This is a genomic window from Streptomyces sp. W1SF4, from assembly GCF_003950035.1.
In the GTDB taxonomy this organism is placed as follows: Bacteria; Actinomycetota; Actinomycetes; order Streptomycetales; family Streptomycetaceae; genus Streptomyces; species Streptomyces racemochromogenes.
In genome coordinates this window covers 16856-36887 of record NZ_CP034352.1, presented here as the reverse complement: position 1 = coordinate 36887, position 20032 = coordinate 16856, and the positions used below count along the sequence as shown (strand labels likewise).

Sequence of the window (20032 nt, the reverse complement as noted above, 5' to 3'; positions counted from 1 at the left end):
CCGCCCCGACGCCGGCCGCCCCGCCGCCGTCCGCCCCTCCGCCAGGGAGAACCCCCACGTGTCCAATGAAGAAAGACTCCGCCACTTCCTCAAGCGCGTCTCGGCCGAGCTGGAGCAGACCCGGGAACGCCTGCGCGAGAGCGAGAGCCGGGACGGTGAGCCGATCGCCGTCGTGGCCATGAGCTGCCGCTTCCCCGGCGGGGTCCAGAGCCCCGAGGACCTGTGGCGGCTGCTCGTCTCGGGCGGCGACGCCCTGTCCGGCTTCCCCACCGACCGCGGCTGGGACCTGGCGGGCCTGCTCTGCGACGACCCTGAGCAGGCCGGTGCCTCCCACGCCCGCCAGGCCGGCTTCCTCGACGGCGCGAGCGACTTCGACGCCGCGTTCTTCGGGATCTCCCCGCGCGAGGCCCTCGCCATGGACCCCCAGCAGCGGCTGCTGCTGGAGACCTCCTGGGAGGCCTTCGAACGCGCCGGGATCGCCCCGGACACCCTGCGCGGCAGCCGGACCGGCGTCTTCATCGGCACCAACGGGCAGGACTACACCCCCGTGGCCGTCCACTCCGCCGACGACCTCGCCGGGCACATCATGACCGGCAACGCCGCCAGCGTGCTCTCCGGCCGCCTCTCCTACGTCTACGGGCTCCAGGGGCCCGCCGTCACCGTCGACACCGCCTGCTCCGCCTCCCTCGTCTCCCTGCACCTGGCGGTCCAGGCGCTGCGGCGCGGCGAGTGCGAACTCGCCCTCACCGGCGGGGCCACCGTCATGTCGACACCCACCCTGTTCGCGGAGTTCAGCCGTCAGGGCGGCCTGGCCCGCGACGGCCGCTGCAAGGCCTTCGCGGCCGCCGCCGACGGCACCGGCTGGGGCGAGGGCGCGGGCATGCTCGTACTGGAGCGGCTGTCCGACGCCCGCCGCAACAACCACCCCGTCCTCGCCGTGATCCGCGGCTCCGCCGTCAACCAGGACGGCGCCTCCAACGGCCTGACCGCCCCCAACGGCCCCGCCCAGCAGCGCGTCATCGAACAGGCCCTCGCCAACGCCCGCCTGACGCCCGAACAGGTCGACGCCGTCGAGGCCCACGGCACCGGCACCACCCTCGGCGACCCCATCGAGGCGCAGGCCCTGATCGCGGCCTACGGACAGAACCGCCCGGCCGACCGGCCGCTCCACCTCGGCTCGGTGAAGTCGAACATCGGGCACACCCAGGCCGCCGCCGGGGTGGCCGGGGTGATCAAGATGGTCGAGGCGATCCGCAACGGCGTCCTGCCGCGCACCCTGCACGTGGACGCGCCCACCCCCCAGGTCGACTGGACGGCCGGCTCCGTGCGGCTGCTCACGGAGAACCTCGACTGGCACACCCCCGACGGGCAGCCGCGCCGCGCCGGCGTGTCCTCGTTCGGCATCAGCGGCACCAACGCCCACGTCCTCCTGGAGGAGCACACCCCCGACGCCGAACCCGCCGCGGACGACGACCACGGCCCCGAAACCCCCGAAACCCCCGAAACCCCCGACGCCGCCCGGCCGGCCGTCCTCGCCGTGCTCTCCGCCCGCGAGGACGAGACGCTGCGCGCCCAGGCCGCCCGCCTCCACGCCCACCTGGAGGACCGCCCCCACCTGTCCCCCCGGGACGTCGCCCACTCCCTCGCCACCACCCGTGCCACCCTCGACCGCCGCGCCGCCGTCGTCGCCGACGGCCGCGACAGCCTCCTGAAGGGCCTGGCGGCACTCGCCGACGGCACCCCGGACCCCGCCGTCCGGCAGGCCGGCGCCACCCCCGGCGGGCTGGCGTTCCTGTTCACCGGCCAGGGCGCCCAGCGCCCCGGCATGGGCGACGGGCTGTACGCGGCGTTCCCGGTGTACGCGCGGGCCTTCGACGCGGCCTGCGCCGCGCTGGACGCCCACCTGGACCGCCCGCTGCGGCAGGTGGTGAGCGGCGAGGCGGAACTCCTCGACCGGACCCGCTACACCCAGGCCGGCCTGTTCGCCCTCGAAGTGGCCCTGTACCGGCTCTTCGAGTCCTGGGGCGTACGCCCCGACTTCCTCCTCGGCCACTCGGTCGGCGAGCTGGCCGCCGCCCACGTCGCCGGCGTGCTCACCCTCCCCGACGCCGCCACCCTGGTCGCCGCCCGCGGCCGGCTCATGGACGCCCTGCCCGAAGGCGGGGCGATGGTCTCCGTCGAAGCGGCCGAGGACGAGGTACGCGCCCTGCTGACGGCCGGCGCCGACATCGCCGCCGTGAACGGCCCCCGCGCGGTGGTCGTCTCCGGCCCGGAGGACGCCGTCACACGGACCACGGGCCTCCTGGAGGCCGCCGGCCACCGCACCAAGCGGCTCAACGTCAGCCACGCCTTCCACTCGTCGCTGATGGAGCCGATGCTCGCCGAGTTCGGCCGCGTCGCGCGCACGCTCACCTACCGCCGGCCGTCCCTCCCGGTCGTCTCGAACGTCACCGGACGCACCGCCGACCCGGCCGAACTCGCCACGCCCGCATACTGGGTCCGGCACGTGCGCGCCGCCGTCCGCTTCCACGACGGCATGTGCCACCTGGAGGCCCAAGGCGTACGCCGCTTCGTCGAGCTGGGCCCCTCCGGCGTGCTGACCGCCGCCGGCCGGGCCTGCGTCAGCGGCCCCGACCCCGTCCTCGTCCCCGCCCTGCGCCGCGACCGGCCCGAGCCGGAGACCGCCGCCGCAGCCCTCGGCGAGCTGTTCGTGCACGGCACCACCCCCGACTGGACCGGCGTCTTCGCCGGGCAGCCCGTACACCGGGTGGCCCTGCCGACCACCCCGTTCCGCCGCACCCGCTACTGGCCCCGCCCCGGCGACCCCACCGGCCGGCCCGCGGCCGCCGCCCAGGACCCCACCGCCGACCTCCAGTACCGCGTCGCATGGCAGCCGCTCGCCGCTCCCGCCACCACCGTCCCCGCCGGGACCTGGCTGGTCGCCGGACCCTGCCCGCGGGAACTCGACCTGGTCACCGGCGCGCTCACCGCCCGCGGCGCCACCACCGCCCGCCTCGACCTGACCCCCGGCACCGGCCACGACCGCGACGCCCTGACCCTCCGCCTGCTCACCGCCCTGCCCGCCGCCGACGGCTGCGCGGGCGTCCTGCTCCTGCCCGCCGACGCCGACGACCCCGGAGTGGACGCGGCCCTCCACCTGCACCAGGCCCTCGGCGACGCCGGAATCACCGCACCGCTGTGGTGCGCCACCCGCGGCGCCGTCTCCACCGGCCCCGGCGACCGGCCCGCCGACCCCGGACAGGCACAGGTCTGGGGCCTCGGCCGGGCCGCCGCCCTGGAAACCCCCGCCCGCTGGGGAGGGCTCGTCGACCTCCCCGCGGAACTCGACGCCCCCGCCCTCGACCGGCTCGGCGCCCTCCTGCTGGCAGCCCCCGCCGGCGCCGCCGAGGACCAGCTGGCGGTCCGCCCCACCGGCATCCTCGCCCGCCGGCTGGTCCGCGTACGCAGGACCGCCGCCGCCGTCGAACCCTGGCGCCCCTCCGGCACCGTCCTGGTCACCGGCGGCACCGGCGCCCTCGGCGGCCACGTCGCCCGCTGGCTCGCCGCGTCCGGCGCCGAACACCTCGTCCTCACCAGCCGCCGCGGCGACCAGGCACCCGGCGCACGCGAACTCGCCGCCGAACTCACCGCGACGGGCACCCGCGTGACCATCGAGGCCTGCGACGCCGCCGACCGCGACGCCCTCGCGGCGGTCCTCGACGCGATCCCCGCCGAACACCCCCTGACCGCCGTCGTCCACACCGCGGGAATCCTCGACGACGGCGTCATCGAGTCCCTCACCCCCGAACGCTTCGCGGCGGTCCTGCGCCCCAAGGCCGACGCCGCCCGCAACCTCCACGAACTCACCGCCGGCCTCGACCTCTCCGCGTTCGTCCTCTTCTCCTCCTTCGCCGGCGCGGTCGGCGGCGCCGGACAGGCCAACTACGCCGCCGCCAACGCCTTCCTGGACTCCCTCGCCGACCAGCGCCGCGCCGACGGACTGCCCGCCACCGCCATCGCCTGGGGCGCCTGGGCCGAAGGCGGCATGGCCGAGGACGAGGCCGCCGTCGGCGAACGCCTGCGCCGCCACGGCATCCGCCCGATGCGGCCCCCGCACGCCCTCGCCGGACTCCAGCAGGCCCTGGACCACGGCGACGCCTGCCTGGCGGTGGCCGACATCGACTGGGCCCTGTTCGCACCCGGCTTCACCACCGTCCGGCCCAGCCCCCTGCTCACCGGCATCGAGGAAGCCCGTCCCCGCACCACCGCCGAACCCGACTGGCGCGAGCACATCACCCTGCTCCCCGACGCCGAACGGGCCGCCGCCCTCCTGGACCTCGTACGCACCCAGGCCGCGGCCGTCCTCGGACACGGCGGCCCCGAGGCGGTCACCCCGAACCAGCCCTTCCGGGAACTCGGCTTCGACTCCCTCACCGCCGTCGACCTGCGCAACGTCCTCGGCGCCCGCACCGGGCTGAACCTGGCCACGACCGTCGTCTTCGACCACCCCAGCCCCCAGGCCCTCGCCGAACACCTCGACGCCGAACTCGGCGGCACCGCCGCCGCCCGCCTCCTCGCCGACCTCGACCGCGTCGAGGACGCCCTCGCCGTCCTCGACGCCCCCGACGTACGGGCGGAGGCCGTGACGCGGCTCCAGAACCTGCTGGCCCGCGCCGGCACCGCACCAGGGCCCGGCACCGGCTCCGGCCCGGACGACGAAACGGGTGCCGGCACCCGACCCCCCTTGGACACGGCGGACGACCTCTTCGCCTACATCGACCAGAAATACGGGACCCGCTGACATGGTGAACGAGACCAAGCTCCTGGAATACCTCAAGCGGGTCACGGCCGACCTGGACGAGGCGAACCGGCGCCTGAAGGACGCCGAGGACCTCAGCCACGAGCCGATCGCGATCGTCGGCATGGGCTGCCGCTTCCCCGGCGGCGTCCACTCCGCCGAACAGCTGTGGACCCTCCTCGCCGACGGCACCGACGCCCTCGCCCCCTTCCCCGACGACCGCGGCTGGGACCTCGCCGCGCTCTACGACCCCGACCCCGACCGGGCCGGAACCTCGTACGTCCGCGAGGGCGGATTCCTCGACGGAGCCGCCGACTTCGACCCCGCCTTCTTCGGCATCAGCCCGCGCGAGGCCCGCGCCATGGACCCCCAGCAGCGCCTGCTCCTGGAGGTCGCCTGGGAGGCCCTGGAACGCTCCGGCCTCGACCCCGCCGCCCTGCGCGGCAGCCGCGCCGGCGTCTTCGTCGGCACCAACGGCCAGGACTACGGCACCCTGTTCGGCTCGACCCCCGAAGAGGGCCTCGAAGGCTACATCGGCACCGGCAACGCCGCGAGCGTCCTCTCCGGACGCCTGTCCTACGTCCTCGGCCTCGAAGGCCCCGCGGTCACCGTCGACACCGCCTGCTCCTCCTCCCTGGTCTCCCTGCACCTGGCCGCCGAGGCACTGCGCCGCGGCGAATGCGCCCTGGCCCTCGCCGGCGGCGCCACCGTCATGGCCACCCCCCGCGTCTTCGTCGAGTTCAGCCGGCAGCGCGGGCTCGCCGCCGACGGCCGCTGCAAGCCCTTCGCCGCCGCCGCCGACGGCACCGGCTGGGGCGAGGGCGCGGGCCTGCTCGTCCTCGAACGGCTCTCCGACGCCCGCCGCAACGGCCGCCCCGTCCTCGCGGTCCTGCGCGGCTCCGCCGTCAACCAGGACGGCGCCTCCAACGGGCTTACCGCCCCCAACGGCACCGCCCAGCAGCGCGTCATCCGCCAGGCCCTGGCCAACGCCCGGCTGTCCCCGGACATGGTCGACGCGGTCGAGGCCCACGGCACCGGCACCCGGCTCGGCGACCCCATCGAGGCCCACGCCCTGCTCGCCACGTACGGCCGCAAGCGCACCGCCGACCGGCCCCTGTGGCTCGGCTCCGTCAAGTCGAACCTCGGCCACACCCAGGCAGCGGCGGGCGTCGCCGGCGTGATGAAGATGGTCCTCGCCATCCAGCACGGCACCCTGCCCCGCACCCTGCACGTGGACGAACCCACACCGCACGCGGACTGGTCGGCGGGCGGCGTACGCCTGCTGACCGAGCCCACCCCCTGGCCCGAGACGGGCGAACCGCGCCGCGCCGGCGTGTCGGCCTTCGGCGTCAGCGGCACCAACGCCCACCTGATCGTCGAACAGGCCGCCCCCGAGGACGCCCGGCCCCAGGAGCGGACGCCGCAGCCGCGCACCGCCACCGCGCCGCCGTGGCTGCTGTCGGCCCACACCCCCGAGGCCCTGCGCGCACGGGCCGACCAGCTCCGCGCGTACGCCCAGGACCACCCGGAGCTCGACCCCGCCGACCTGGCCCACTCCCTCTCCCTGCCGACGCCCCTCACCCACCGGGGCGTGGTGCCCGGCGCCGACCGCGGCGCCCTCGTCGAGGGCACCGCCACCGGCGGGAAGTCCGCGTTCCTCTTCTCCGGGCAGGGTGCGCAGCGCCCGGGCATGGGCCGGGAACTGTACGAGGCCCAGCCGGTGTTCGCGGCCGCCTTCGACGAGGTGTGCGCCCACTTCGACCTCCCGCTGAAGGACATCGTCTTCGGCGGCGGGGACGAGATCCACCGCACCGAGAACACCCAGCCGGCACTGTTCGCCGTCGAGGTGGCCCTGTACCGGCTGGCGGAGTCCTTCGGTCTGCGCCCGGACTTCGTCACGGGCCACTCGATCGGCGAGATCGCCGCCGCTCACGTCGCAGGGGTCCTGTCCCTCGCGGACGCCGCGGCACTGGTCCGCGCCCGGGGCGCGCTGATGGGCGCCCTGCCGGAGGGCGGGGCGATGGTGTCGGTCCGCGCCACCGAGGAGGAGATACGCCCCCTGCTGTCGGGCGATGTCGACATCGCGGCGGTCAACGGCCCCCAGTCCGTGGTGATCTCGGGCGCCGAGCAGGCCGTCCTCGCCGTGGCCGCGAAGCTGGCCGAACACGGCCGCAAGACCAAGCGCCTCACGGTCTCGCACGCCTTCCACTCCCCCCTGATGGAGCCCATGCTCGAGGCGTTCCGCGAGGTCGCGGAATCCCTCACCCACTCCGCGCCCGCCATCCCCGTCGTCTCCAACGTCACCGGCGGGCAGATCACCGCGTTCACCGCCGACTACTGGGTCCGGCACGTCCGCGACGCCGTCCGCTTCGCCGACGGCGTCGCCCACCTCGCCGCCCAGGGCGTCGCCCACTTCCTGGAGCTGGGCCCGCAGGGCGTCCTCGCCGCCATGGCGGGGGAGTCCCTCCCCGAGGACTTCTCCGGACTCCTCACCCCCGTCCTGCGCGGGGACCGCCCCGAGCCGGAGGCCTTCCTCGGCGCCCTCGCCGAGGCCTGGACCCGCGGCCTCCCCGTCGACTGGCAGCCCCTGCTCCCCGCCGGACGCCGCGTCGACCTGCCCACGTACCCCTTCCAGCGGCAGCGCTACTGGCCCGAGACGACCGGCCTCGGCGACGTGGCCGCCGCCGGCCTGGGCGCGGCCGACCACCCCCTGCTCGGCGCCATGGTGACCCTGGCCGAGGCGGACCAGGTCCTGTTCACCGGCAGCCTCTCCCTGCGGACCCACCCCTGGCTCGCCGACCACGCCGTCCTGGGCACCGTGTTCGTCCCCGGCACCGCCTTCGTGGAGCTGGCCGTCCGCGCCGGCGACCAGGTCGGCTGCGCCCACCTCGACGAACTCACCATCGAGGCGCCCCTGGTCCTGCCCGAACGGGGCGCGGTCCAGCTCCAGGTGGGCGTCGGGCCCGCCGACGCGGAGGGCCGCCGCTCCCTGACCTTCCACTCCCGCCACACCGACGAGCCGTGGACCCGGCACGCCACCGGCACCCTGACGGCCGCCCCCTCCCCGGCAGCCGCCCCGCCCGCCGACGCCGACCTGAGCGCATGGCCCCCCGCGGGCGCCGAGCCGGTGCCCGTCGAGGGGCTCTACGACCACCTCGTCGACGTCGGCTTCGGCTACGGACCCGCCTTCCAGGGACTGCGGGCCGCATGGCGCCGCGGCGACGACGTGTTCGCCGAGGTACGGCTGCCGCAGGAGACCGAAGCCGCCCGCTTCGGCCTGCACCCCGCCCTGCTGGACGCCGCCCTGCACGCCGTCGGCTTCGGTGACTTCGTCGCCGACGGCGCCGCGAGCCTCCCGTTCTCCTGGCGCGGCGTGACCCTCCACGCGGCCGGCGCCCCGGCACTGCGCGTACGGCTGTCGCCGGCCGGCCCCGACACCGTGTCCCTGGACGCGGCCGACCCGACGGGCGCCCCCGTCGTCACCGTCGAGGCGCTCGCCCTGCGCCCGGCCGCCGCCCAGCGCACGCACCGCCACCGCGACTCCCTCTTCCGCGTCGACTGGGCCGCCCTGCCCCAGCCCGCCCCCGCCGCCCCCGCGCAGCCGGCCGGCGCGCCGCCGTGCTGGATCGCCTCCGCCGCCGACCTGGCCGCGCTGGACACCGTCCCCGACGCCGTGTTCGTCCGCTGCCCCCGCACCGGCGACGACCTCGTCCCCGCCGCCCACACCGGCGCGCACCGCGTCCTGGAACTCCTCCAGGCGTGGCTCGCCGACCCCCGGTGCGGCTCCTCGCAGCTGGTCCTGGTGACCCGCGGCGCCCTGGCCGTCCGGCAGGGCGAGCCGGTCCGCGACCTCGGCCAGGCGCCCCTGTGGGGCCTCGTCCGGTCGGCGCAGGCCGAGAACCCGGGCAGCTTCCGCCTGATCGACGTCACCGGCCCGGACGACGACACCCCGCACGGCACCCCGGACGACGGCACCCCGGACGCCACCGCCGCACTGCACGCCCTCCTCGCCCTCGACGAGCCGCAGCTCGCCCTGCGCGACGGCATCCCGTACGCCCCCCGGCTCGCCCGCGTCCCCGCCCCCGCCGAACCCCGGGAGTGGAACCCCGACGGCACCGTCCTGATCACCGGCGGCACCGGCGGCCTCGGCGCCCTGCTGGCCCGCCACCTGGTGGCCGAGCACGGCGTACGCCACCTCGTGCTGGCCGGCCGGCGCGGCCCGGCCGCCGAGGGCGCCGCAGAACTCGCCGCCGCGCTCACCGGCGCCGGCGCCCACGTACGGATCGAGGCCTGCGACGTCGGCGACCGCGCCGACCTGGCGCGGCTGCTCGACCGGATCACCGCCGAGCGGCCGCTGACGGCCGTCGTGCACGCCGCCGGCGTCCTCGACGACGGCGTGATCGGCTCGCTGGCACCCGACCGGCTGGACACCGTACTGCGCCCCAAGCTCGACGCGGCCTGGCACCTGCACGAGCTGACCCGGGAGGCCGGCCTCGCGGCGTTCGTGCTGTTTTCCTCGGCCGCCGGCGTCTTCGGCGCCCCCGGCCAGGCCGGATACGCCGCCGCGAACGCCTTCCTCGACGCGCTCGCCCAGCACCGCACCTCCCAGGGCCTCAGCGCCGTGTCCCTGGCCTGGGGCCTGTGGGCGGAGGGCGGCGGCATGGGCGGCCGCCTCGCCGGCAACGACACCCGGCGCATCACCGGCTCCGGCGTCGCCGCGCTGTCCGCCGCCGACGGCCTGGAACTCTTCGACCTCGCGGGCGGCCTCGACGAGCCCCTGCTCGTCCCCGCCCGCCTGGACCTCAACCCGCCTGCGGGCGCCGCACGGAACACCACGCCCCCGGCCCTGCTGCGCGGCCTCGTCCGCGGACCGGCCCGCGGGACGGCCGCGTCCGGCCCGGCCACCCCGCGCACCCAGTGGACCGAACGGCAGCTCGCCGACCTGGTCCGCGGCCACGTCGGCGCCGTACTGGGCCACGCCGACGCGCAGGCCGTCGACCTCGGCCGGACGTTCACCGAGCTGGGCTTCGACTCCCTCACCGCCGTCGAACTCCGCAACCGGCTCACCACCGAGACGGGCCTGCGGCTCTCGGCCACCCTCATCTTCGACTACCCCACCCCGGCCGCCCTCGTGGAACACCTGCGGGCCGGCCTGACCGAGGACCCGGCCACCGCCCCCACCGCCCCGGCCGCCGCCACCCCCGGCGCCCGCACCGACGACGACCCCGTCGCGATCGTCGGCATGAGCTGCCGCTACCCCGGCGGAGTGCGCTCACCGCAGGACCTGTGGCGGCTGGTGGCCGCGGGCGGCGACGGCATCGCGGCGTTCCCCACCGACCGCGGCTGGGACCTCGACGGCCTCTTCGACGACGACCCCGACGCGGCCGGCCGCTCGTACGTCAGCGAAGGCGGATTCCTCTACGACGCCGCCGAGTTCGACGCCGGCTTCTTCGGGATCTCGCCCCGCGAGGCCCTCGCCATGGACCCCCAGCAGCGGCTCCTCCTGGAAACCGCCTGGGAGGCCTTCGAACGCGCCGGCATCGACCCGACGTCCGTGCGCGGCACCGCCACCGGCGTGTTCGCCGGCGTCATGTACCACGACTACGCCTCCCGCCTGGGCGAGGTCCCCGAGGGCATCGACGGCTACCTCAGCACCGGCAACGCCGGCAGCGTCCTGTCCGGCCGCGTCTCCTACGTCCTGGGGCTGGAGGGGCCCGCCGTCACCGTCGACACCGCCTGCTCGTCCTCCCTCGTCGCCCTGCACCTGGCCGCCCAGGCCCTGCGGTCCGGCGAGTGCACGATGGCCCTCGCCGGCGGCGCGACCGTGATGGCCACCCCCAACACGTTCGTGGAGTTCTCCCGGCAGCGCGGCCTGTCCTCCGACGGCCGCTGCAAGTCCTTCGCCGCCGCCGCCGACGGCACCGGCTGGGGCGAGGGCGCCGGCATGCTGCTGCTGGAGCGGCTCTCCGACGCCCGCCGCAACGGCCACCAGGTCCTGGCCGTCATCCGCGGCTCCGCCGTCAACCAGGACGGCGCCTCCAACGGCCTCACCGCCCCCAACGGCCCCTCCCAGCAGCGCGTCATCCGCCAGGCCCTCGCCAACGCCGGCCTGGGCGTCCAGGACGTCGACGCCGTCGAGGCCCACGGCACCGGCACCCGGCTCGGCGACCCGATCGAGGCGCAGGCGGTCCTCGCCACGTACGGGCAGGACCGGCCCGGGGACCAGCCGCTGTGGCTGGGCTCCCTCAAGTCCAACATCGGCCACACCCAGGCCGCCTCCGGCGTCGGCGGCGTCATCAAGATGGTCGAGGCGATGCGCCACGGCCTCCTGCCCCGCACCCTCCACGTCGACGAGCCCACCCCGCACGTCGACTGGACGGCCGGCTCCGTACGCCTGCTGACCGAACCCGTACCGTGGCCCGAGACCGGACGCGCCCGCCGCTCCGGCGTCTCCTCGTTCGGCGTCAGCGGCACCAACGCCCACGTCATCGTGGAACAGGCCCCCGCGGAGACCCTCACCGAGACGGCCGCCGAAACCGCCGACGGTCCCGCCCCCCGGCCGGCCCCCGCACCCGGCACGGCACTGCCCTGGGTGCTGTCCGCCAAGTCCGACGCCGCCCTGCGCGACCAGGCCCGCAACCTCCTCGCCGCCCTGGACGGCCTCACCGCCCCGGATACCGCCGGAGAAGACCCCCGCCACGCCCTCGCCGACATCGGCGGCTCCCTCGCGTCCTCCCGCGCCGCCCTGGAACACCGGGCCGCCGTCGTCGCCGACGACCCCGCCGCCTTCGCCGAAGGACTGACCGCCCTGGCCGCGGGCTCGCCCTCCCCGCACCTGCTGCGGGGAACGTCGCGCACCGCCGCCAAGGCCGTGTTCGTCTTCCCCGGCCAGGGCTCCCAGTGGGCCGGCATGGCCCGTGAACTGCTGCACTCCTCAAAGGCGTTCGCCGACCGGCTGGCCGCCTGCGAAAAGGCCCTCGCCCCCCACGTCGACTGGTCGCTGCGCGAAGTCCTCACCGACGAGGCCGCCCTGACCCGGGTCGACGTGGTCCAGCCCGCCCTGTGGGCGGTGATGGTCTCCCTCGCCGCGCTGTGGCGCTCCCACGGCGTCGAACCGGCCGCCGTGGTCGGCCACTCGCAGGGCGAGATCGCCGCCGCCTGCGTCGCCGGAGCGCTCGGCCTCGACGACGCGGCGCGCGTCGTCGCCCTGCGCAGCAAGGCCCTCCTGGCCCTCTCCGGCCGCGGCGGCATGGTCTCCCTGCCGCTGTCCCGCGAGGAGGCCGCCGCCCACCTGGGGGACCGGCTGTCCCTCGCCGCCGTCAACGGCCCCCGCTCCGTGGTGGTCTCCGGCGACCCCGAGGCCTGTGAAGCGGTGCTCGCCGCCGTCGAGGGCGCCCGCCGGATCCCCGTGGACTACGCCTCCCACTCCGCCCACGTGGAGGAGATCCGCACCGACGTCCTGGACGCCCTCGCCGGGATCACCCCCCGCACGGCCGACATCCCGTTCCTGTCCACGGTCGACGCCGCCTGGCTCGACGGCACCGAACTGGACGAGGGGTACTGGTACCGCAACCTCCGCCAGAGCGTCCTGCTCGCCGACGCCACCGAAACCCTCGTCCACGAGGGCCACGGCGTGTTCATCGAGGTCAGCCCGCACCCCGTCCTCGTCCACGGCCTGCCCGACACCGCGCTGGGCACCCTGCGCCGCGGCGACGGCGGCCCCGCCCGCTTCACCGCCGCCCTCGCCGAGGCCCACGTCCACGGAGTGCCAGTCAACTGGGACACCGTCTTCCCCGGCGCCCGCCGCGTCGACCTGCCCACGTACGCCTTCCAGCGCGAGCGGTACTGGCTGGACGGCACCGACCCCGCCGGCGACATGGCCTCCGCGGGCCTGGACGCCGCCGGGCACCCCCTCCTCGGCGCGATGGTGACCGTCGCCGCCTCCGACGACCACCTGTTCACCGGCCGCCTGTCGCTGACGGCGCAGCCCTGGCTGGCCGACCACGCCGTCGCCGGCACGGTCCTGCTGCCCGGCACCGCCTTCGTGGAACTCGCCCTGCACGCGGGCCTCCAGACCGGCCACACCCACCTGGAGGAGCTGACCCTGGAAGCTCCGCTGGTGCTGCCCGAACGCGGCGCGGTCCAGGTCCAGCTCGCCGTGGGCCCCGCCGGGCCGGACGGCCGGCGCACGGTCACCACGTACGCCCGCCACGAGGACGGCCCCTGGACCCGGCACGCCACCGGCGTCCTGACCGCCGCCCCGGCCGGCCCCCCGGCCCCCGCCGGGGGCGCATGGCCGCCGGCCGGCGCCGAACCCCTGGACCTGACCGGCTTCTACGACCGGCTCGCCGACTCCGGACTCGGCTACGGGCCGGCGTTCCAGGGGCTGCGCGCGGCCTGGCGGCTCGGCGACGAGGTGTACGCCGAGGTCGGCCTCGACCGCGACCAGCAGGAGGCCGCGGGCCGCTTCGGCCTCCACCCCGCCCTCCTCGACGCCGCCCTGCACGCCGTGGGCCTCGGCTCCTTCCTCGACGGCCCCGGCGTCCGCCTCCCGTTCTCCTGGAACGGCGTCCACCTGCACACGGCCGGCGCACGCGACCTGCGGGTCCGGTTGAGCCCCGCCGGCGGGGACGCGGTCTCCCTCGCCGTCACCGACCCGGCCGGCCTGCCGGTCGCCACCGTCGACTCCCTGGCCCTGCGCCCCGTCGCCACCGAACACCTCGCGCACCGGGACACCCTGTTCGCGCTGGACTGGGTGCCGGCGCCGGCTTCCGACGCCCTGCCCGCGGGCGTGGCGTGCGAGGTGGACACCTCCGTCGGCGTGCGCGAGGCCCTGAACCAGGCCCTGGAGGTGCTCCAGAACTCCCTGGCGAGCCCGGCGGAGGAGCGCGTGGTGTTCGTGACGCGCGGCGCCGTGGGCGATGAGGTGCGCGACCTGGCAGGTGCGGCGGTGTGGGGCCTGGTGCGCTCCGCACAGTCGGAACACCCGGGCCGTTTCCACCTCCTGGACCTGGAGGAGGCCGCCGACCCGGCCCCCTACCTGACCAGTGCGGAGCCGCAGGCGGCGGTGCGCGGCGGAGCGGTACGCGTCCCGCGCCTGACGCGGGCATCGGCCGCGCCGGAGTCCACGGGCCTGTCCTTCACCGAGGGCGGCACGGTCCTGATCACGGGCGGTACCGGCGTCCTGGGCCGCGCGGTCGCCCGTCACCTGGCCACGGAACACGGGGTCCGCCACCTGCTCCTGGCGAGCCGCTCCGGCGGCGCTGAGGACCTGGTCGCGGAACTGTCCGCCCTGGGCGCGACCGCGACCGTCGCCGCCTGCGACGCGGCCGACCGCGAGGCCCTGGCCTCCCTCCTGGCCGCGATCCCCGCCGAGCACCCCCTCACCGCCGTCATCCACACCGCGGGCGTCCTGGACGACGGTGTGATCGAGTCCCTCACCCCCGGCCGCTTCGACGCCGTGCTGCGCCCCAAGGTGGACGCCGCCCGCAACCTCCACGAACTCACCGCCGGCCTGGACCTGTCGGCGTTCGTCCTGTTCTCGTCCGCCTCGGGCCTGCTCGGTGCCCCGGGCCAGGGCAACTACGCCGCCGCCAACGCCTACCTGGACGCCCTCGCCCAGCACCGCCGCTCCCTCGGCCTGCCGGGGATCTCCCTCGCCTGGGGCCTGTGGGCCGAACGCAGCGGCATGACCGGCGCCCTCGACGCCGACGACGTCGACCGCATCCACCGCGGCGGCGTGGCCGCCCTCGCCACCGAAGAGGCCCTCGCGCTCCTCGACACCGCCCCCGCCCTCGACCTGGCCCTCGCGGTGCCGATTCGCCTGGACCTGCCCGCCCTGCGCACCCGCGCCCGCCACGAGCCGCTCCCGCCCCTGCTGCACGGCCTGGTGCCGGCCCCGCTCCGGCGGACGGCGGGCGCCCCGGCCGCCGTTCCCGTCATCGACCCGGAGGACCTCCTCACCCTCGTACGGGCCCACACCGCCACCGTCCTCGGCCACAGCTCCGCCGACCGGATCGAACCGGACCGGAAGTTCCTGGAGATGGGCTTCGACTCACTGACCTCCGTGCGCCTGCGCGGCAGCCTCAACACCGCGACCGGCCTGAGACTGTCCGCCACGGCCGTCTTCGACCACCCGACCCCCGCCGACCTCGCCGACCACATGCGCGGCGAACTCGCGGCGGCCCGGACCCCGCGGGTGCCGGAAGCCGCGAGCCCGCCCGCGGCGGCGCAGCCCCTGGCCGCGCTCTACCGGCAGGCCTGCGCGGACGGCAAGGTCAAGGAGGCCACCGACCTGCTCGTCGCGGCCTCCCTGCTGCGCCCCTCCTTCACCACGGACGGCACGGACGGCGCCCCGGCACCCGTCACCCTCTCCAGCGGACCCGGCGGCACCGGCGGCGCGGGCGGTCCGGCCCTGATCTGCCTGCCCTCGGTCACCGCCCTGTCCAGCCCCCACCAGTTCGCCCGCTTCGCCGCACCCTTCCGCGAGCACCGGGACGTCCACGTCCTGCCGCTCCCCGGCTACGGCGAGGGCGAGCCGCTGCCCGCCACCGCCGACGCCCTCGTCGCACACCTGGCCGCCGAGGTGCTGCGCCTCGCGGACGGCGCCCCGTTCGCCCTGGCCGGGTACTCCTCGGGCGGCTGGCTCGCCCAGGAGGTCACCGCCCACCTCGAACGCGGGGGCACCGCCCCCGCCGCCCTGGTGCTGCTCGACACGTTCCTGCCGGGCGACGCGGCGCAGCCCGCGTTCCGGTCCCGGATGACCGACGCCATGTTCGAACGGGAGGACTCCTTCGGCTGGATGACCGACCTCAGGCTCACGGCCATGGGCGGCTACTTCCGGCTCTTCCCGGCCTGGCGGCCCACCGCCACCGCCGTCCCGACGCTGCTCGTCAGAGCGGGCCGCTCCCTGGTCGACGGCGGCGGCCACCAGGCGTCCTGGCCGCTGCCCCACACGGCGGTGGACGTACCGGGCGACCACTTCACGATGATGGAGGACGACGCGCGGGCCGCGGCCGCCGCCGTCGACCACTGGCTGACGGAGGCCGCGGCATGACGACCGGCACCGCTCCGGCACCCCGCACCGGCCTCGGCCGGGACGTCTGGAAGGCCGCCACCGTCGTGATCGTGGGAGCGACGATGTCGTTCCTGGACTCGACGATCGTCAACGTCGCGCTCAGCGCGCTCGGTACGGACTTCCAGGCCCCGCTGAACACCGTCCAGTGGGTGGTCACCGCCTACCTCCTCGCCGTCGCCGCGGTCATCCCGGTCTCCGGCTGGGCCGCCCGCCGCTTCGGCGCCCGCCGCACCTACGTGGCCGCCGTCGTCCTGTTCACCCTGGGCTCCGCGCTCTGCGCGGCCGCCCAGGACGCGGGACAGCTCATCGCCTTCCGCGCGGTCCAGGGCCTCGGCGGCGGGCTGATCATGCCCGTCGGGCAGATGATCCTGGCCCGCACGGCCGGGCCGGGGAACATGTCCCGGGTCATGGCGACGGTGGGCGTGCCCATCGTGCTGGCCCCGGTCTTCGGCCCGTTCATCGGCGGGCTCCTGCTGCACTACACCGACTGGAGGTGGATCTTCCTGGTCAACCTGCCCGTGGGGGCCGCCGCCGTCCTGTGCGCCCTGTGCCTGCTGCCGGCCGACCGCCCGGAGGCGGCCCCACCGCTGGACGTCCCGGGCCTGGCCGCGATCTCCACCGGCATGGCCGTCCTCACGTACGGCCTGGGCAGCACCGACACCGGGTCCCTCACGGTGCCGCTGCTCTGCGTCGCCGTCGGCACCGCCCTTCTCGTCCTCTTCACGATCCGCACCCTCACCACCGCCCACCCGCTCTTCGACGTCCGCCTCTACCGCGACCGGGTCTTCCGCGCCGCGTCCCTCACCACGTTCTTCCTGTCCATGGGCATGTACGCGGGCATGGTGCTGATGCCGCTGTACTTCCAGGACGTCCGGCACGAGGACCCGGTGGCCACCGGCATGCTGCTGGTGCCGTCGAGCATCGGCGCGGCGGCGGCCACCTGGCTCTCGGGCCGGACCGCCGAACGCTTCGGCACCGGCCGCACCGCCCTCGCCGGCGCCGGCCTCAGCCTGGTCGCGGCGGTGCCGTTCGTGTTCGTCGGCACCGACACGTCCTACGCGCTGATCGGGGCGGCCATGACCGTCTCGGGGTTCGGCGCCGGACTGTCCGTCATGCCCGCCATGACCAGCGCGTTCCGCAGCCTCGACCCGCAGAAGATCAGCGACGCCTCACCGCAGCTGAGCATCCTGCAACGGCTGGGCGGCTCGCTCGCGACGGCGGTGCTCGTCACCGTCCTGCAGAGGGGACTCGACGGAGCCGACGGCCGCCCGCACGACCAGGCGTCCGCCTTCGCCGTCACCTTCGGATGGTCCCTGGCCCTCGCCGCCGTGGCCGCGCTGTCCGCCGTCCTGCTGGCCCGGGCACAGCGCCGCCCGGCCGCCCCCGAACCCACCCGCTGAGGGGAAGAACCGCATGCCCGTCCGAACAGAACCCGTCCCCATGGAGACCCAGGCCCTCCTCACGCAGCTCAACGAAGAGGTCCTGCTCCACCAGGTCGACGCCCTCGACGACCGGATCATCGCCCTGGTCGCCGACCGCGTCGCCCTCGTCAACGAGATCCAGCGCGACCGGACCGCCGCCGGCGGCCCCGGCACCCGCCTGTCCCGGGAGACGCAGGTCATCGCCCGGTACGGCAACAGCCTCGGCCGCCCCGGCGTCGAGCTGGCCCTGCTCCTGCTGAACCTGTGCCGCTACCGCGGCAGGGGCTCGGCGGCGGCGGCCCAGGCGGCCCGCCACTCCTGAACCCGCGGTGAGGGGCCGGCGGCCACGCCGGCCCCCACCCACCCGGTGACCGGCCGCAGCCCGTGCAGCGCGTTGGTGACCCACACCTCGCGCCCGCCCAGCTCCGCCGGCCGCACCAGGCCCGGCCGCACCGTGATGCCCAGGGCGGCGGCGCGCCGCACCACCCACGCCGCGGTCACCCCCGCCAGGATCGGCAGCCCGGGATCGACCACGCACAGCACGTCCCCCTCCCACCACAGCAGGTTCGCCGTGGCGGTCTCCAGGACGAGGCCGTCGTCGCCGACGAGCAGCGCGTCGTCCGCGCCCGCCGCGACGGCCCGGGCCCGCAGCGCCCCCAGCGCCGCCAGGTCCGGCCCCTTGCGCCGGGGGGTGCGCCGCGGATCCCCGCCCCCGGCCCACAGCCGTACCGCCTCCGTCCGCGGGGGCGCCGGCCGTACCCGCAGCTGGAGCCGGCCGCCCACCAGCTCCACCCGGGGGAACCAGCATCCCCGCCGGGGCAGCGCCCGGGCGACGGCCTCCGGGAAACCCGTTGGCGCGGGCCCGCCCGCCTCGGCCACGGCCGCGGCGAACCGCCGCCAGTGCGCGGGCAGTTCGCGTACCCGGCCGTCCTCGACGAGCCAGGAGTCGGCGGCTTCCAACTCCCCGGCCGCCGCGCCCTCGACGAGCCCTCGCGGCCCGTACAGGAGGACCCGTTCCCCGCCTTCACCGGCACCCGCCGACCTCGTTGTCATGCCCTGGAGCATAGAGCGCCGCACGCCCTCTTGCGTACACCGTACCCATTGTGCGTACAGTGTGCGCAGCACTGAACGGTGTACGCGCCGAGTGGGCCTCGTCAACGGGACGCACCGACGAAGAACGAAAGGGAAAGACCCATGGAAAGCAGGAACCCCCGCCGCTGGTGGATCCTGATCGTGCTGTGCCTGAGCTCACTGGTCCTGGTCGTCGACTCCATGGCCCTGACGGTCGCGGTGCCGTCGCTGACCACGGACCTCGGCGCGAGCGCGCAGGACACCCAGTGGATCCTGGACTCCTACATCCTGGTCTTCGCCGGCCTCCTGCTCACCTCCGGCAGCCTCGGCGACCGCTTCGGCCGGCGCCTGGTCATGCTGGTCGGCCTGGTCCTCTTCGGCGCGGCCTCCCTGGCCGCGACCTACTGCTCCAGCCCCGGCGAGGTGATCGCCGTACGCGTCGCGATGGGCATCGGCGGCGCGCTCATCATGCCGTCCACCCTCTCCATCCTCATCACCGTCTTCGACGAGGACGAGCGGCCCAAGGCGATGGCGGCCTGGGGCTCGGTCTCCATGCTCGGCCTGGTCGGCAGCCCGGTCCTCGGCGGCGTCCTGATCGACCACTTCTCCTGGCAGTCGATCTTCTTCATCAACGTCCCGGTCGTCGTCCTCGCCGTGATCGCCGCCCTCACCCTGATGCCCGAGTCCAAGGGCCCCTGGCAGAAGCCCGACCCGCTGGGCGCCGTCCTCTCCGCCGTCGGCATGACCGCCCTGGTCTGGTGGATCATCGAGATCCCCAAGCACGGCGCCTTCGAGGGCCGCTCCTCGCTCACCCTGGTCGTCGCCCTGGCCTGCCTCGCCGGCTTCGTGATCTGGGAGAACGTCACCCCCTCCCCGATGGTCCCGCTGGTCCTCTTCAAGAACCGCAACTTCAGCGGCGGTTCGCTCTCCCTGACCCTCGTGCAGATCGGCAACGGCGGCCTGCTGCTGGTCCTGACCCAGTACCTGCAGTTCGTCCTCGGCTACTCGCCCCTCAAGGCCGGCCTGGCCTTCGTCCCCCTCGCCGTCGCCGCCCTCGTCGGCAACGGAGTGGGCGCCGGCCTCGCCTCGAAGATCGGCAACCGCCCCCTGATCGTCAGCGGCATGATCGTCATGGCCGCCTCCTTCGCCCTGCTCACCACCGCCACCCCCGACAGCGGCTTCACCGTCCCGGCTGTCGCCCTGGGCCTGCTCGGCCTCGGCGCGGGTGCCGCCATGCCGGCCGCCGTCGGCGCCCTGATGGCCACCATCCCCGAGGAGAAGGCGGGCGTCGGCTCGGCCCTCAACGACACCATCGGGCAGGCCGGCAGCGCGCTGGGCATCGCGATCCTCGGCTCGCTGCTCGCCTCCGGCTTCGCCGCCGAGATGCCCGCCGGATCGCCCGAGGAGGCCAAGCACTCCATCGCCGGAGCCCTGGCCGTCGCCGGCGGGGACCAGGGCATGGTCCGCACGGCCCGCGAGGCCTTCACCACCTCGATGTCGACGACCTTCACCATCAGCGCCGCCGCCATCCTCGCCGCCGCGGTCCTCGCCGTCCTGGTCATGCGGGACCAGAAGAAGACCGAACCCGCCGAACCGACCGCGTCGGAACCCGCCACCGCCTGACGGGCCCGCCCCCGAGGCCCGTCACACCCGAAGAGGCCCGCA

General features: G+C 75.8%; 6 protein-coding genes. 5 read left to right on the top strand and 1 reads right to left on the bottom strand.

Translation table 11 applies throughout. The annotated features are described in order from the left end of the window. The first annotated feature begins 58 nt into the window (after nt 1-58). The 4 genes from D1J60_RS36295 to D1J60_RS36280 are packed head-to-tail and all read left to right on the top strand — an operon-like array spanning nt 59 to nt 17618. Nucleotides 59-4801 (top strand): type I polyketide synthase, encoded by a 4743-nt coding sequence (locus D1J60_RS36295; protein WP_206436707.1) that lies wholly within the window; start codon nt 59-61, stop codon nt 4799-4801. 1 nt (nt 4802) lies between these two features. Further along, the gene (locus D1J60_RS36290) at nt 4803-15854 is read left to right on the top strand and encodes a type I polyketide synthase (protein ID WP_125824773.1); all 11052 of its coding nucleotides are present in this window, start codon (nt 4803-4805) and stop codon (nt 15852-15854) included. Beyond that, entirely contained in the window at nt 15851-17275 is a 1425-nt protein-coding gene (locus D1J60_RS36285) for a DHA2 family efflux MFS transporter permease subunit (protein ID WP_125824772.1), read from the top strand. Before D1J60_RS36290 ends, D1J60_RS36285 begins: the two co-directional genes overlap by 4 nt. Before the next feature lie 13 nt (nt 17276-17288). Next, nucleotides 17289-17618 carry a chorismate mutase gene (locus tag D1J60_RS36280; protein ID WP_241253718.1) on the top strand — a complete coding sequence of 110 codons (330 nt, stop codon included), beginning with the start codon at nt 17289-17291 and terminating at the stop codon, nt 17616-17618. Here D1J60_RS36280 and D1J60_RS36275 read toward each other — a convergent pair. Further along, a complete protein-coding gene (locus tag D1J60_RS36275) occupies nt 17567-18349 on the bottom strand; it encodes an aminotransferase class IV (protein ID WP_241253717.1) in 783 nt (260 codons plus the stop codon). The two genes, D1J60_RS36280 and D1J60_RS36275, sit on opposite strands and share 52 nt — an antisense overlap. A gap of 141 nt (nt 18350-18490) precedes the next feature. On the opposite strand from D1J60_RS36275, the gene D1J60_RS36270 reads away from it, so the two are divergent. Then, nucleotides 18491-19990 (top strand): MFS transporter, encoded by a 1500-nt coding sequence (locus D1J60_RS36270; protein WP_125824771.1) that lies wholly within the window; start codon nt 18491-18493, stop codon nt 19988-19990. Nucleotides 19991-20032: the final 42 nt, after the last annotated feature.